This window comes from Porphyromonas somerae (assembly GCF_022845615.1).
GTDB lineage: Bacteria > Bacteroidota > Bacteroidia > Bacteroidales > Porphyromonadaceae > Porphyromonas_A > Porphyromonas_A somerae.
In genome coordinates, this window is record NZ_AP025559.1 from 1,526,020 (window position 1) to 1,541,512 (window position 15,493).

The window sequence follows — 15,493 nt, forward strand, 5'->3', positions numbered from 1 at the left end:
TGCAACAGTGCCCCCAACATGCAGCGGCTAAGACTCTTCCATTCTCAACATAATTAGAAACTTCGTAGCATATTTCCATATTAACACATAATTTAATCTCACTTGCTCAAGGTGAATAAATTTGAAACAAAGCAGATATTGAGCATTCCTCAAAAATACAACATACATTAGAAGATATCTGCCACAAATACATATCTTAAGAATGCCTATAGCTCAAACAATATATTAAATTACATTCATACACAACACAATTAATCATCTTCTAAGAATTGCGCAACTTTCAAACTAGCACTTTTGAAAACCTCTTCAATTTGGGCACGAGCTTTTTCGGCATCTTCTTTAGTCAAGAAGAAGTTATTCCGCAAATTTTCAATCGTCTTTTCCCAAGCATCAGCTTCGGATGGCACCGTCCCCTCCTTCACATTCATATTGCTTTCCCAAGTCATGTATCGTAAGACTATGTAGTAATACTTTTGACCTGGCTTCATCTCTACTTTTTTCATCAGCCATTATTTTCATTTAGACATTTTGATTGGAGCTCCAATGCTCGCTCTGCACTGATATCTAGCAATCGTGCGAATCTTACGAGAAGTCTATCACTTCCTTCTGCAATGGCACCATCAACGATATATTCCGAGACAGCCTTCATATATTCCTTTTCATTTTCTGTGTAAGGATCAGAATATTCTGCAATCAATGTATCTGCTACCTCTTTGGAGAGACCAAGCTTACTACGAACTTGCTCGAGAAAAACTTTATGAAGAGAAGTAATAGCTCCATCCTCTTCTATAGCAAACTTAATCTCATCAATAAAAGCTTTTTCCGCATCAGAATGCTCTCCTGTCTCAACAATAGAGGCTTCTACAATAGGTGCCTCCACCTCTAGCACTTCTCTATTGACTTTTTGTAATTGGTCAACCGACTTGAAATTCACAGATATCACGATTTCTTTCTCCTCAATATTACTAAAGGTCTGCTCAACATTCCGCTCATACGATGGGTCCACTTTAGATATCAAGTTTGAAAACGAAGCCTTTAACTGTCGATTGTGTGAAGAACTCATATTTGAAGAGTCATGAGATGAAATACGCTCCGTATAGCTAAGTAAGTTACCTCCATTCGTACGCTGACGCACAAGGTTATTCCACTCCTCATTATTCTTCAGCCAAACTAAATCATTAGGAACGTATGGATTGCTAGTTGGCTCATAAGTGTATGTAATCTCGTGTTCTCGTTTCGTCTCTGAAGCATTTTGCTCCAGTATATTTTCATCTGACGAACCTTTTACTCCAAGAGCTTTTCGCCCTACTTCTAGCTCAAGTTTATTCAAGATAGCAGACTGACCATTTGAAGAACTACCCTTAGTCATCACAAACTTGATTTCTGTAGCACCAAGACATTGGCAGAGATAGCAAAACTCTTTTACCATTTCCACAAATAAAACATCGTATGCAGTTTCAAAAGGAAGGTAAACATCAGAATTAACAGGATGTGCGAAATATAGTGTATTTGCTTTGGGATGACCAATAGGTAGATGAATAGAACGAGGATAGTCTTTTAGAGTACACACAAGAGGTATATTTCCCTCATTATCAACCATTTCTGCAAGTTCAGCCTCATTCTTAACGAACAACATCACGTTTCTATCGGCATACTCTAAAACCTCACCTAGTGACTTGTATTCATTTTCTTCAGCACCCTCTTTCTTCAATAGCTCTCTGAATGACAACTCACCATTTAACATTCTATGTGCATCATTAACCTGAGCCTTATTTTCAAGTACATAGAAAAGATGATTTCGCTCATCAACGAATGTCCAACCGACGTCATTCCTGATAGAAGGATCGCTGTTTACACATTGTATTAGAAGATACGAAACTTGACCTCTTAACCACAATATACTTTGCACGAGATTCTCATTTACTTTTATTTCACGCTCAAATTCACGGAGCAGACTTCTACAAACATTTACCGCTTCCTTCAATAAATATTCTTTTTTTATACGTTGCTCTTCAGGTTCATCATTATCACAGCACAGCGTTTTGCTCTCTTCATAGAAGCAAGAAGCATAAAGATATTGATAAAACCATTTATTGTATATAAGTTTTGCTGAGTTGATAGTTGAAAGCATATGACTTTTTGCCTCATCAAACTTTTGCTCATTTATCAATTTATAGTACACCTTGTCTGGTGATTCACTGTCTGCAATTTTAATTATACTATTTAGTGTGTCACAAAACAGTGTCCCATATCCTTTCTCGTCAAATTCATTGATTTCAGATTCTGTACGTAGCGAGAAACTCCTAAAATAAGAACACAAAATATCTCCTTCCTCAATCTGTGTACCACTAGAAAAATGAGTATAAACAACTCTATCCTTACAACTAAAATGATCAAGAACATACCAATCCAAATCAACCATATCTTCCTCCTTGGTGTCCACATCAAATTTACGGATATAACGCTTGTTAGTAAGTAACACTCCTGCCAAGCTATTAAAAGATTGGATGAAAGCCTCTATACCAAATCCTTTCGTCTTCCATTTACTTCTGAACATCAAAATTTCCTCATCTGAGGAAAGATAAAAACTGCTTCGCAGTCGAGTTGCTAGTTCACTTGGAATATCAATGAGAAAAGTATAGTTATTATCAACATAATCATAAAGACCAGGCACTACATCACGCCCTAGCCTAGCTACAAACTCATCATAAATCTTGCTCATATTATTACTTATTTAAGATAGCATATAAACCGCAGTTAATTAGTCTAAAATTGTACAGTCAAGAGAGTAGAAATGCTAGGAGATAGCTTGAGGCTCCTTGACATCGTTGTAATCTGTGCATACACTCATCGCATTTAAATGTTATGTTCCCCGAAATCATAGTGCTACTTCTCTTAATGTGTTTATTCTTCTGAGGCAAATATAGCATTAGATACTGCGAGATCTCTGCAGTATCTCAAACAATTATTCATTCTAATAGTTAAAAATGGGGTTGACCCATTAATTTAACATTTGAGAGATAGATATAGTCATCCGAAAGAGAGGAGAGGGTGGTGTCTACTATGGGGTCCTCGGTTATCAGGGGTCATCCGCAGGCATCCGTTTGTGGCTTACGGGGCACTCGACTAGCCCGTTTTTCAAGCTAATAAATAATGTTCAAAATTTGAATAAAATAGGGGCGTCAAGACCTCCTTCGCAATCAATTGGAATTCAATACCATACAAAAGCGTTTGCCGAGATGCAACTAAGCGATCGGCGAGATGCAACTCGGCAAATGCTTAGTTGCAACTCGCCGATTGCTTAGTTGCATCTCCACTTTTGCCTTGCTCGTAGCGGAAAATGTGCGGGCTGTTTATTGAGAAGAAAACACCTCAAGGAGAGGGGGATTGCAAGAGTCTATTTATCAATGATTGATGGAAAAACCCGAAGAGGGTTTCATGGTGTATTAACCAAAGCTTCCCCCTGAAGGGGAGCGTTAGCGAGCCCGAAGGTGAAGCTTGGGTGGGGAAAGGACTATAAATAAGCTACCCCAAAGGGGTTGCATATACACCATCGCTTATGGATGTAAAAGTGCAACCCCTTCGGGGTAGTTGATGATGCCTTGCCCCTCTCCCCAACCTTCTCCTCCTCTAGGTACGCTTCGCCTACCTACGGAGGGGGAAGGCTGGGTTAATAGACCATGGAAGCCCTTCGGGCTTCTGCTATTCCTGCTTGAGGAGCTGAAAACCATACGTTAAGGACTTTCTCACGTGCCACCCGCGGGCGATGCAGGGGTTATGCATTATAAAGGATCTATAAAGGCATAAGAGCACCCGCCAGAGTGCCACTCAGATAGCCCCCGTGTCGGAGGGGCGAAAGCCCCTAACGACCGGCGGGGAAGAGGTGTACACCAACCATACGACCCTTGTGGTCGCACCCCCAATAAGTTGTGCGACCACAAGGGTCGATTGATATTATCATACTATTTCCCCGCCGGTCTTCGGCTCTACGAGCCTTGACCGGGGGCTATCTGAATGGCACCCTGGCGGGTGCTTTTTTTGGAACCTCCTCTGTGTATAGATAGGTGTAAAATACCCATGCGACCCCGGACGAGGGGTCGGACAACCCTAACTCTAGGTCTGACCCTCCCCACCCCTCAGCCGGGGTCAAGCAGGTGGTGAATATGCTCTTGCACACAGGTCGTTCGGGGCTAACGCCCCTCCGACCTGTGCCTATTTAAGAGGGACCTCTGCCGAGGTACTTACGCCATTATCCTCAACAGATTGTATATCATCATTCGCACAATAGTCTTTTCTAATGCGTAACCCCTGTAGGTGTTGTGAATGACACTCACGGATTACGATAATTTCAGTATCTTTGCTACAGATTTTGGATACATTAATAATATGTGGAAGCATAGGGGACTTTTGATTTCAGGGGGTGTGGCATTACTTGCCTTGGGAGGGGTTTGGCTCTATACCAAGTATGGAGATAGAGGTGCCAACGACAAGGAGGTTGTGGCTGCTACGGAGCGGGTAGTACGGCCAGTGGATTCGCTTTCTTCCAGTCTCTCTGTAGACGAAGCGGAGGAGCTGATCGCCGAAGCAAATAATGAGGTGCCAGTCTACGATCTTTACAAGGATTATTATACCAATAATATGATTTTTGAAGATGCCGAAGCGCCGTTCAATCAAGGCAGTGAACCGCTATCTCAATTTATTGACCGATTTAGAGAGGATGCCGTGTTTCAACGTGCTAGGACTTCTCTTGGCGAGGGGTCAAGTACTCCAGACTTTGGGAAGCTACAGATTGCGATTGCCCCTCCCGATAGCACTTACTTCTTTGCTGCTTGGCGGGAATTAGCCCCAAATGAAGCTGCCTTTTGCAAAGGGTATCTAGGGTCGGAGATGATTGAGGAGTATCTATTTGGCAGAAAGGATAGCCAATCACCATGGATGCTGATTGATTATTTCCGTGCCGATGACGCTATTTTCTGATGGGGTGGTTGTCCCCGCTATAGGTTGTGCGACCACAAGGGTCGATTGATATTATCGCACTATTTTACCCGCCGGTCGTTCGGGGGCTCCTGCCCCCTCCGACGCGGGGGCTATCTGAATGGCACCCTGTCGGGTGCGTTTATGGAACCTCTTCAATCGGGGGACGCGAGGGTTAGAGGCGAGGGTCTTGACCCCACATGAGCTTTTGGCGTAAGGTTTGGTAGAAGGAGTAGTGCTGTGAGTGGAGCACCTTGAGTCGCTTTTCCGACCGACGGATATGCACCGTGGCTCCGATGGTCTCGGGGTGGCTTTTGCCGTCGATAGCGAGGAGGAAGGCACCGCTTCGGCTCTCTATATGGAGCTCTATCTCGACGCTATTGGGGAGCACGATGGGTCGCATATTGAGGGTATGAGGGGCGATGGAGCATATCTGCATCACTGGGCTATGGGGGTGGACGACGGGTCCATTGACACTGAGGGCGTAGGCGGTGGAGCCGGTGGGGGTGGAGATGAGTTGGCCGTCGCCATCGGTATTGGCAATCAATTCGCCATTGATATAGGTGGCGACCGAAATCATACTGGCGGTATCACGCTTCATCACTGCCACCTCGTTGAGTGTGAGGGCGCGGAAGGTCTCCCTTCCCTCTTGGTCCGTCACGAAGCACTCCAGCAGGTCGCGCTCCTCAGAGAGGGCGGTGCCCGCCTCTAGCTCCTTCCAGAAGTGGGGAAACTCCTCTGGCTGTAGACTTGCTAGGAAGCCGAGATGACCTGAATTGATGCCGATAATGCCTGCCTTGGTGCCGGCGATCAACTTGGCAGTGCGTAGGAAGGTACCATCACCGCCCACACTGATCAGCAGGTCGGTATCCACCACTCCTCTAGGAGTGCAGATAGAGATACCCCCAAGTGAAAATCCTTCGGAAAGGAGATAGGTGTAGAGGCGCTGCTCGATCTGCAGAGAATGCTCAGGGTGGAGCGCAAGGATCGTCTTGATGAGTTGTCGGAAAGTCTCTGGATCGCTCTTTTGATGGACAGAGCCACAAAGTAGGATTTTCATAGGGGGCAATGGATTATAGTGTTCGTAATTTCTGAAAGTCGAGGGTGAGCCCATCCTCAGCTGCCAAAGTTCGTGGGAAGAGAGCTTGCGTATCTTTTAGCAACTCTTGTACTAAAGCAGGGGTAGAATACCGAGCACTGTAATGTCCGATAAGGAGGTGCCCCACCTCGGCCTGCTGGGCAATGTTAGCCGCATCGGTGGTGGTGCTATGGAGGGTTTCGGCTGCTCGCTCGGTCATCTTGGCACCGAACGTCGCTTCGTGGTATAGCAGGTCCACCCCTTTGATGCTCTCCACAATGGGAGGGAAATAGGCGGTATCGCTACAATAGGCAAAGCTATAAGGCGCTCGCGGAGCCTTGGTCACCTTGTGATTGGGTATCACGGTACCATCTTCCCGCTGGAAGTCGGCTCCCTGCTTGAGGAGCCCGAAGTAGGCGATGGGTATTTGGTAGAAGTCGCACATCTCCCGATCAATGTGCCGGGGCTTTGGTTTTTCATCAAAACGGTAGCCGATGCAGGGCACCCGATGCTTGAGGGGGAAGGAGGTGACCACTAGCGAATGATCTTCATAGACCTTTTGCACCTGCCGATGCTGGATCTGGTGGGGGATAATTCGTTCGGCATCGTCGCGACAAAAGGTCTCTACGATAAAGCGGACATAGGCCTCAATCCCTTCGGGCCCATAGATATGCACAGGGTGGTCAAGACCACTCATAGACATACTGCTGAGCAATCCAGGCAAACCTAGACAGTGATCGCCATGTAGGTGGGTGATGAATATGCGGTGTAGATTGGCCCACGAGCCACCGAAGCGGAGCAACTGCATCTGAGTACCCTCGCCGCAATCAATCATATAAACCTTTTCCCGCAGACGCAATAGCTGTGAGCTGTGTTGCTGTCCAGGCTTAGGGAGTGCCGAGCCACAGCCCAGCACCTTTAGGTACATTCCATCGCCGTAATTGGCATCATTCATTACTGCTGTTTGCATCATTCAATTGTTGGTCTACCACCCTCTTTAGTTCTTGCACCTTTGCTCTCACCTCCCATAGTTTCTCACGGATCTGAAGGTCGGTATCTACCGCACCTCCACTCTGCAACTGCTCCGCAACCGCCTGTAGTGAGAGCCCTTTATCAATCAATAGGTAGCGAATCCGCTCCACCAGCTTCAGGTCGTCCTGGGTATAGAGACGGGTGCCCGACGATGCCGCCCGCTTAGGTGCCAAGGGCGTGTGTCGCTCCCAATACCTCAGCTGCGTTTCATCTACCTTAAAGAGCCTCGCCACCTCGCCTATGGTATAATAGGGTTTCTCCTGAGCATTGGCTTGAGGGTTTTCAAACCTCCAGTGGGTGTTATTCTTCCTTTTCTTTGGCATAGAAAAAAATAAGTAGAGACGTAACAATATCCATTACGTCTCTACTTTTTTCATCTCAAAAATAAAAGCTAGTCACAGATTAATAGGTACGCTCCAAGATCCATGCATCCTGGAAGAGTCCCTTATCGGCATACATGCTCTTAATGGATTCGCGGCTTCTGACAGCGTCGCTCTTATCGTCGAAGCTTGTGACGATCACACGATACATACCTTGCTCATTCTGTGCTAGGATGGGGTTGTACCCTTGGTCGGCCATACGAGCCTTAAGAGAATTGGCATTGGTAACGCTTAGGAAGCTACCAATCACCACGCTATACCTACGAAGTCCGCTGGCATCCTCTCCTAGTGCTGGGGTCACCTTTTCGGGTCGCACATCGGCATTGTCGGTCACCACTGGGATGATCTCATCCTTAGGAGTCTCCTCGGCCTCTTTAGCGATTTCTCTCTGCTGTGCACGCTCCATTACAGCCTTATAGGCACTCTGCTTTGGTTTACAAGAAGTCATGGCACCTGCTGTGAGCAGGGCGATTGCTACGATTGCTACATACTGTACTTTCTTCATCATATTCTATATAAGTCGGTTTGAATGATTCCTTTTCCTATCAAATATAGGAGTTTTTCCCTCATTTCCCACAAAGTTAGACTTTTATTTTGTAATTTAGCCATTCAAATGGGAATATTTCTATTTTTATCATTTTTTATACGATGAGAAAGAACATTTTAACCGCTGTTTCTACAGCTTTACTCATGAGTAGTATGCCAATACTTCACTCCACAGCAGCACCCGTAGGCGACACACAGCCTACTGAATTTACACCCGAGGTGCTGATGCAAATGTGGCGACTATCAACGCCGGTGCTTTCGCCCGATGGCAAGTGCTATGTGTACACACGAACCCTTCCAAATGTAAAGGAGAATAGCAGTACCACTGAGATGGTGCTATCGACTTTGGGCAAAGGGGGAGAGCAAAAGGTGCTTCCGCTCAAGGGGCACTCGCCTATTTTCTTGGACAATGAGACCCTAGCCTATATCTCTACGGAGGGGGCGCACGCACAGGTGGGTATCATCAAGATTGATGGCACTGGGAAGAAGGCGCTTTCGGACTTTGACTTTGATGTCACAGGTTTCCTTTTTGCGCCTGATCGCTCTAAGGTGATCATCAGCCGAATGGTAGAAACGCCTAGCATTATGCGGCAAGAGAATCCCGACCTCGATAAGGCAACGGGACGGATCTACGACGACTTAATGTACAAGCATTGGGATCACTGGACCCTTGAGTACCCACAATCGTACATTGCAGAGGTGGGTGAAGGGCTTGCGATCTCCCAAAAGCTCACGAATGTACTTCCTGAGGGGGAGAGCTATGAGCTACCTATAGAGCCTTTTGGTGGGATTGATCAGCTGGCTTGGCACCCTAATTCGAAGGCGATTGCCTATAGCTGCAAGAAGCTGAAGGGGTTGGCGTATGCGCGCTCTACCAATACTGATATTTATCTGCTCGACTTAACGACCGGCACCACCACTAACCTCACCGAGGGAATGATGGGCTACGATGATACGCCAAAGTTTTCGTCGGACGGTAAGTATATTGCTTGGACTAGCATGGAGCGTGACGGGTATGAGGCAGACCTCAACCGTCTTTTCATGATGAATCTTGATACGAAGGAAAAGACCTTTGTAACCCGTGATTATGAGCTTTGGGTAGATCAGTTTGAGTGGCTAGAGGGGGATAAGGGCTTCCGTTTCCTCTCCAATGACCAAGGGCTAGGCAATCTATTTGAGATAGATATTAAGAGTCTCAAGGCAACCAAAATCACTGACTACGACATGGCCGATGTAGTGGGCTTTGCTGGTAATAGCAAGGATTTCCTCTACACCTTGCAATCGATGAAGCACCCCACCGACATCTATGCTTTCCAGGCATCAAAGCGTAGGAGAGCGAAGGCAACGATGGAGAAGCTGAGCACTGAGAATGATGCTCTCCTTGCTACGATCCCAAATATTGAGATACAGAAGCGGTGGATCACCACTACCGATGGCAAGAAGATGCTCACGTGGGTGGTTCTTCCTCCTCATTTTGATGCTAATAAGAAATACCCTGCGATACTTTATTGTCAAGGGGGGCCACAGAGCACGGTGAGCCAATTCTGGAGCTATCGCTGGAATCTCCGCACCTTTGCCTCTCACGGCTATATTATGGTGGCACCTAACCGCCGTGGTGTGCCTGGTTTTGGCAAGGAGTGGAATGAGCAGATCTCGGGCGACTGGGGCGGACAGAATATGAAGGATCTACTAGCCGCTATTGATGAGGTGGCAAAGGAGCCTTATGTAGATGCCGACCACTTAGGATGTACGGGTGCTAGCTATGGTGGTTACACTACTTACTGGATGGCAGGCCACCACGAGGGTCGTTTCAAGGCTTTAGCTGCCCACGCTGGTATCTTTAATTTCGATGCTCAGTACCTTGAGACGGAGGAGAAGTTCTTTGCCGATTGGGATATGGGTGGTGCCTACTGGGAAGACAATGCCACAACTCGCCATACCTATGCCAATTCTCCACACCGCTTTGTGGATAAGTGGGATACCCCAATCCTCGTTACTCACGGTGATAGAGACTACCGCATCCTCTCTTCACAAGGGTTTATGGCGTTTGATGCTGCTAAGCTGAGAGGTATCCCAGCTCGCATCCTTTACTACCCCGATGAGAGCCACTGGATCCTTCAGCCACAAAATGGCATTCTATTCTACCGTACTTGGTTTGATTGGATGGATCGCTACTTGAAGAAGTAATCGCAACGCATATATAATGAAGGCGGGCTATATGATCACTCATGTAGCCCGCCTTTCTTATTGAGAACTTACAAAACTATAACCAAATCCAGAATGTGGTGAGGATAATCCAAAGTGCTATAATCACTATCTTGGTGCCCGTATTGAGCGACTTGGAGCGTAAGATGATGCTAAACGGCCAGATATAAACCAGCGTAATAATCCCTGCTAGTATCATCAAAGCCAAAAGCAACCCAAAAATAGCAAGTAAAATGGACAGCCCTACCACCCACACGGTGGAACTACTGTCACCAAAGGGAAGACCAGGGAAAAATGTGCCCTCACCTATAGCCACAATCCCCCAAATCAAAGCTCCCACAATAAATAGGACTAGGAAGAAGGCCACTATCCACCAAAGGATATTATTCCGACGCTTCTCCTTTACTTCCGTCTCTGGCTCCACAGAAGTTTCATCCGTTTGGACGCCTGGTGTTTCACTTGAAATCGTCTGCCAAAGGTTTTGGCTAGTGAGTGGCTTACCCTCCATACGCAGTCGGTCGGTTGCCTCAGTGGCTTCAGGGAGCACCATCCACCCCACAATATAAAGCACCACAAAGATCCAATTGAGTGGTGTAAAGAGGAGTAGAACAGCCACTAGTCTGAGAAGTGCCACATCCACACCAAGGTGCACAGATAGTCCTGCGATGATACCGCCCAACCACTTATGCTTGGGGTCGCGGTAAAGCTTCTTATTGAGCTTCTCGGCAAAGGTTTCCTCCTTTTTCGCCGAAGCTTCAGAAGTCTCTGGCTGTGAAGACTCTCCCGAAGGTGATTGCACTGATGGCTCTTCTTCTCCTCCTTCCGGAGCCTCTAAATCCTCAATTCTCCCCAGCTGAGAAATCACCTCTTTCGCTAGGTCGAGGGTCACTACTTCGTGCCCCAGTCTCATTTTTTCGGCAAATAACTCCCCGAGCCTCATCTCAAAATCCCCAACGATCTCCCCTTCCGGGTCATCGGCAAGATAATATTCGCGGATCCCCTTGATATACTGGTCTAGCACATAGTAGGCATCCTCCTCTACATAGAAATTGCGATTGGCTAGATTGACGCTTATTGTCTTTTTCATATTGGTAATGTGTGTGGTGTGTATTACTTCTCTTCTTGATCATTCACAGCCTCTTCATCCTCTTTTTGGATAAAGCGGTCATCATCACGAGTGGAGATAACATACTCCCCTTCGGCAAACTCCAAACCAGTTCGTGAGGTGCCAGTACCCCAAGAGGGTGTCTCGTTATCTAGCAGGTCTACAGAATCTCTCATCGATACCCATAGCTTTCGTAATTCATCTAGGTAGGCCCTACCGGCATCCGTGATGACGTAATACTTACGAGGAGGCCCTTGCGAGCTTTCCACCCACGTGTACTTGATCAGTCCCTCCTTACGGAGCCTAGTGAGTAGAGGGTAGATAGTGCCCTCCACCACGATCAGGTCATTCTCCTTAAGGATATTGATGAGATCTACGCTATAGGCCTCCCGATGACGTAATATCAAGAGAATGGCATACTCCATTACCCCCTTGCGCATCTGCGACTTAGTTTTTTCCAACGACTCTTGCATCTTATACTTCATCTAATAGTGAATACATTTCCTTTTCGCTTGCAAGATACAAAGAATTCGGTAGTTTGCAAAACAAACAACCGAATATATACTCTTCTTTGGTATAAATATGCCTATAAAAAGAATGTTGCAAGGAGTTTTTAATGCTTCAGTCCTACCTCCAAGATAGCTACAAAGTAGGTATTATCAAGGATAGGAGTAAGCAAATAAACACCTTCTACCAATGTGGAATCGTTATAGAGGTAGAGCGGTTTAGAATCAGTCAACCTCCGAATAATAGGATCATCACGCCTCGCAATCACAAAGCGTCCACCCCTATTACCGAGATACCTTTGGGTTAGAGATAGAGCTACAAAGCCCATCGTTGGGCGAATATTCACCTCCAAGCAAGGAACGAAATGCAGTGAACCATCAGCCCAATGATAAAGGGCAGTATCCACCCCGATGACTCCTTCATAATCGTAGAGCTCCATTTCTTGCAAGGATTGGCGTACCCATTCTGCGTAGGCATCAATATCTACTCCCAATGACGCTTCACCTAGATAGCTCCCTATGTACTGTGCTTTGTGGGTGATGGCTCGATGATAACCTAAATATGCTACCGCTCCATTCTTCCGCTGGTATTCAAAGCCCAATTCATAGGCAATCTCATAATAGGGCTCAATAAATAGTGATCTGCTTGGGGTCTGAACCCACATAGCCAGCAACACTTCAGCGATATCCACGTTGCTACTATCTAGCATCTCAATGCCACGACCCGAACTGGTAAAGTCCTCCTTAAGTACCCACCGACCTCGGGATAACGTCAGCGGTGGCACCACCTTACGAGGGGGAGCATCTCGAAAACTCTTTGGCGATGCCTCATAGACTTTATGCCAAAGCTCCACCCCTCTTTCCCTACTGGCGAAGTAAGCCATCTCAGCAGAGCTATACGGCAATTCAATAGATGGAAAAAGCCCACGCAATTCAGGTCCCCACCCCCACGGCTTCAACTCCGCCCCCACAGGCAGATGCGCCGTCAGCCGAGAGTGCCGCAACTCCTCTGGCAACCTCCTTGTGACCAAGACCTTATCTTCATCTCCTGCATAGTAGATAGGAAGCGTCTGTAGGTCCTCCCTCAGCCTACGCACCATTTTAGGCGGGGTATAATGCTCTACACCTCTAAGAATAGAGGCTTCGTAACCAGGATTAAAGAAGTGTACTACCATACCATTAAGAGAATGTTGCACGAAGTGCCATTCTCGCACATTTAAATCAAATGTGCTGAGACTTTGCACGAAGGATGAGATGCAAGGCCTGAGGATGAGGGCAAGGTGCACGTAGGGCACCAAGGCCCATCCGGACCGAAGGGAGCGTACTCACGTACGTGACCGAGGCCGAATTCCGAAAGCAACGCAGCAGATCGCCTTCGTGCAACAGTCTCATTAAAAAGGAGCCACACCGTTAAAAGTATGGCTCCTTCCATCATTTAATAAGGCTTAAGCCTCAGTAGTCTCACTAGATTCAGTTGTCTCAGCAGGCTCAGTAGGCTCAGCTGGCTCTTCTGTCTTTGGAGTTTCCTCCTCCTTAGCGGTAGGATTTTTGATCTCCTCAGCCACCTCACGCTTACGCCCCTCCAGCGACTCAATCTTCTCGCGAAGAGCATCAATCTTCTTCTGTATCTGCATCACCATAGGATTATCCGGCGAAGCATTGAAAAAACCAATATTATTCTCATACTGGCGTAGCTCCTCCTCAAGTGCAGAGATATTGCCATTGATCATACTCCGCTCATCCTTTAGCTCATTGCTCGATAGCTCGGTAAGATCCTTCTTCATATCCACCTTGCGTGGTCTCCGATCACGGCGATTGTTGTCACGCTGGTTATCGTTTCTCCTACGAGGGCCGCGACGGTTATCGTCCATCCCCTTCAGACGTCTTAGAGCGCCATAATATCTATTGAGCACCTCGCTCTTTTGATCATCAGGCACAGGGCCTACCGATGCCCACTCAGCCTCAATCTCAGCTAGTTCGGCAGTCGGGTCCCCCAGCTTCTTAGCCTCCAGAGCCTCTATCTTATCAGCGATCTCCAGCTTCCTCTCCAGGTTCTCTTCACGAGAGAAGTGCTTATGATTGACCTTCTTTGCCTCAAAGAAAGTATCACACGCCTTGCGGAACTGCCTCCAAAGCTTCTGAGCCTCCCCTACACGGGTACCCAGCTTAGAGATCACCGTCCACTCCTTTTGCAGGGCTTTCAGCTTATCGGCAGTTGATTGCCAATCGGTGCTCTCCTTAAGGGCATCGGCTTCAGCGACGATCTCGCGCATACGCTCCAGCTTAGGAGTAATCTCCTCGCTCAGTTCGCGAAGGAACGTCCTACGCTGTAGATAAAACTCATCTACCGCCACACGGAAACGCATATTTACCTCATTGAGCTTAGCCCGTGGTACACGACCAGCCGACTTCCACTCCTTACGGATCGCCTCCATTTGGTCTTCATACTCTCTCCATCCTCTACGAGTAGTTGGAAGGGTTACTAAGAGATTTTCAAGCTTCTCGATAATCTCCATCTTATGAGCACAGTTCTGCTCCTCCTTCTCCCTGAGCTCTTTGAAGTAATCATCATGACGCTTATTGATCACTGTGGAGGCATCCTTAAAGTCCTTCCACATAATATCTCTAAACTCTGGCGCCACAGGCCCCGTCTCCTTCCACATATCGTGGAGCGTCTGGAGCTCTCTGAAGGCCTTCACGATATCAGGCTCATCTGCGAGAGCACGTGCTTTAGCGATGAAGCCCTCCTTCTCCACACGATTGTGCTTGAAGTCGTACTCCTGCGCCTCCTTATTGAGTTTATTAATCTCATAGTGCTTCTCCAGCAGAGTAGAGTATTGATTGAGCAGATCAGAGCGTAGATTTTCAGGTACATGACCTATATTCTTCCACTCATTACGGATATTCTCAAATTCATTACGCACCTTAAAGAAGTCGTCAGTAGACTCAAGATTGGCCTCAAGGCGCTTAATCAGCTCTAGCTTCTTATCATAATTGAGGCGTCTTTCGGCCTTCTCCTCCTCCTCTTTTTTAGCCTGTAGCTCGTGGAACCTGGTCTTAAGATTGATGAACCTTGTCAATAACTCATCCTTGGAGTCGGCCGATGCTTCAGGGGTTTCTTCGCCAGTCTCTTCCTTTTCATCAAGCTCCTCCTCGTCATTAGCGACAGGCTCTTGGTGGTTGATCATTCGCTTTAGACGCTTCATCTCCTGGAGCTCTGGCAGCTGCTCCTTATTGATCATTTCAGACAGATGATCCAATAATTCGGCAACCGAAAATGCCGAAGTATCCACCTTCTCAAGCTCTTCGCTCTCCGTAGGCTGCTCCTTCGTAGCTTCAGCACCATCAGTCTGTGTCACCTCTGTTGGGGTCACATTATTCTTCTCCTCACTAGGCGTCAAAAGAGTATTCTCTTGCTCCATAATCTTAATCCTTTCTAAAAAAAGTTCAACCACTAGTTACTCGCTAGTAGATACAAATATGTACTGCACCTCCCCTCACTTATAAAAGTGGCTAAAGATACCAAAAAAAGCAGACATCTGCACAATTTTGGACCGATTACCGCCCCAACAAGTGTAAAATAAACCCACAAACGTACACTATATTGGTTTATTTATATACCTTTGCGTGATAGAAGTAATAGTCATTAAACAATGAATTATTTATC

The 15,493-nt window shown here is 46.8% G+C and carries 12 protein-coding genes; 2 read left to right on the forward strand and 10 right to left on the reverse strand.

What is annotated here, in order from left to right; all coding sequences use genetic code 11:
* Positions 1-251: 251 nt before the first annotated feature.
* Together MWL85_RS06630 and MWL85_RS06635 are read right to left on the reverse strand one after the other, a co-directional pair.
* Complete coding sequence (locus MWL85_RS06630; protein WP_021903745.1) at positions 252-503, reverse strand: hypothetical protein; 252 nt, start codon at positions 501-503, stop codon at positions 252-254.
* Positions 503-2,722, reverse strand: a complete 2,220-nt coding sequence (locus MWL85_RS06635) for a hypothetical protein (RefSeq protein ID WP_244400137.1) — start codon at positions 2,720-2,722, stop codon at positions 503-505. The genes MWL85_RS06630 and MWL85_RS06635 overlap by 1 nt, the downstream gene beginning before the upstream one ends.
* A gap of 1,664 nt (positions 2,723-4,386) precedes the next feature.
* Here MWL85_RS06635 and MWL85_RS06640 point away from each other — a divergent pair.
* Positions 4,387-4,977 (forward strand): hypothetical protein, encoded by a 591-nt coding sequence (locus tag MWL85_RS06640; protein ID WP_244400138.1) that lies wholly within the window; start codon positions 4,387-4,389, stop codon positions 4,975-4,977.
* A 172-nt stretch (positions 4,978-5,149) separates the two neighbouring features.
* On the opposite strand, the gene MWL85_RS06645 is transcribed toward MWL85_RS06640, so the two are convergent.
* The 4 genes from MWL85_RS06645 to MWL85_RS06660 form a co-directional block, all read right to left on the reverse strand.
* Positions 5,150-6,034: an NAD(+)/NADH kinase gene (locus MWL85_RS06645; protein WP_021902586.1), complete on the reverse strand. Its 885-nt coding sequence runs from the start codon at positions 6,032-6,034 to the stop codon at positions 5,150-5,152.
* A gap of 13 nt (positions 6,035-6,047) precedes the next feature.
* The gene (locus MWL85_RS06650; RefSeq protein ID WP_244400139.1) at positions 6,048-7,025 is read right to left on the reverse strand and encodes a ribonuclease Z; all 978 of its coding nucleotides are present in this window, start codon (positions 7,023-7,025) and stop codon (positions 6,048-6,050) included.
* Positions 7,000-7,407 carry a MerR family transcriptional regulator gene (locus MWL85_RS06655; protein WP_244400140.1) on the reverse strand — a complete coding sequence of 136 codons (408 nt, stop codon included), beginning with the start codon at positions 7,405-7,407 and terminating at the stop codon, positions 7,000-7,002. The genes MWL85_RS06650 and MWL85_RS06655 overlap by 26 nt, the downstream gene beginning before the upstream one ends.
* Positions 7,408-7,486: 79 nt before the next feature.
* A complete protein-coding gene (locus MWL85_RS06660) occupies positions 7,487-7,969 on the reverse strand; it encodes an SPOR domain-containing protein (protein WP_394802117.1) in 483 nt (160 codons plus the stop codon).
* A 143-nt stretch (positions 7,970-8,112) separates the two neighbouring features.
* Here MWL85_RS06660 and MWL85_RS06665 point away from each other — a divergent pair, with 143 nt between their 5' ends.
* Positions 8,113-10,197, forward strand: coding sequence for a dipeptidyl-peptidase Dpp5 (locus tag MWL85_RS06665; protein WP_244400142.1), 2,085 nt, complete (start codon positions 8,113-8,115; stop codon positions 10,195-10,197).
* Positions 10,198-10,273: 76 nt separating this feature from the next.
* Here the strand turns inward: MWL85_RS06665 and MWL85_RS06670 are convergent, their stop codons facing one another.
* From MWL85_RS06670 to MWL85_RS06685, 4 genes are all read right to left on the reverse strand, one after another.
* Positions 10,274-11,302: a PspC domain-containing protein gene (locus MWL85_RS06670; RefSeq protein ID WP_244400143.1), complete on the reverse strand. Its 1,029-nt coding sequence runs from the start codon at positions 11,300-11,302 to the stop codon at positions 10,274-10,276.
* A gap of 23 nt (positions 11,303-11,325) precedes the next feature.
* Entirely contained in the window at positions 11,326-11,805 is a 480-nt protein-coding gene (locus tag MWL85_RS06675) for a PadR family transcriptional regulator (RefSeq protein ID WP_021902581.1), read from the reverse strand.
* 128 nt (positions 11,806-11,933) lie between these two features.
* On the reverse strand, positions 11,934-13,001 hold the full coding sequence (locus MWL85_RS06680; protein ID WP_244400144.1) for a hypothetical protein: 1,068 nt from the start codon (positions 12,999-13,001) through the stop codon (positions 11,934-11,936).
* A gap of 270 nt (positions 13,002-13,271) precedes the next feature.
* Positions 13,272-15,248, reverse strand: a complete 1,977-nt coding sequence (locus MWL85_RS06685; protein ID WP_244400145.1) for a DUF349 domain-containing protein — start codon at positions 15,246-15,248, stop codon at positions 13,272-13,274.
* Positions 15,249-15,493: the final 245 nt, after the last annotated feature.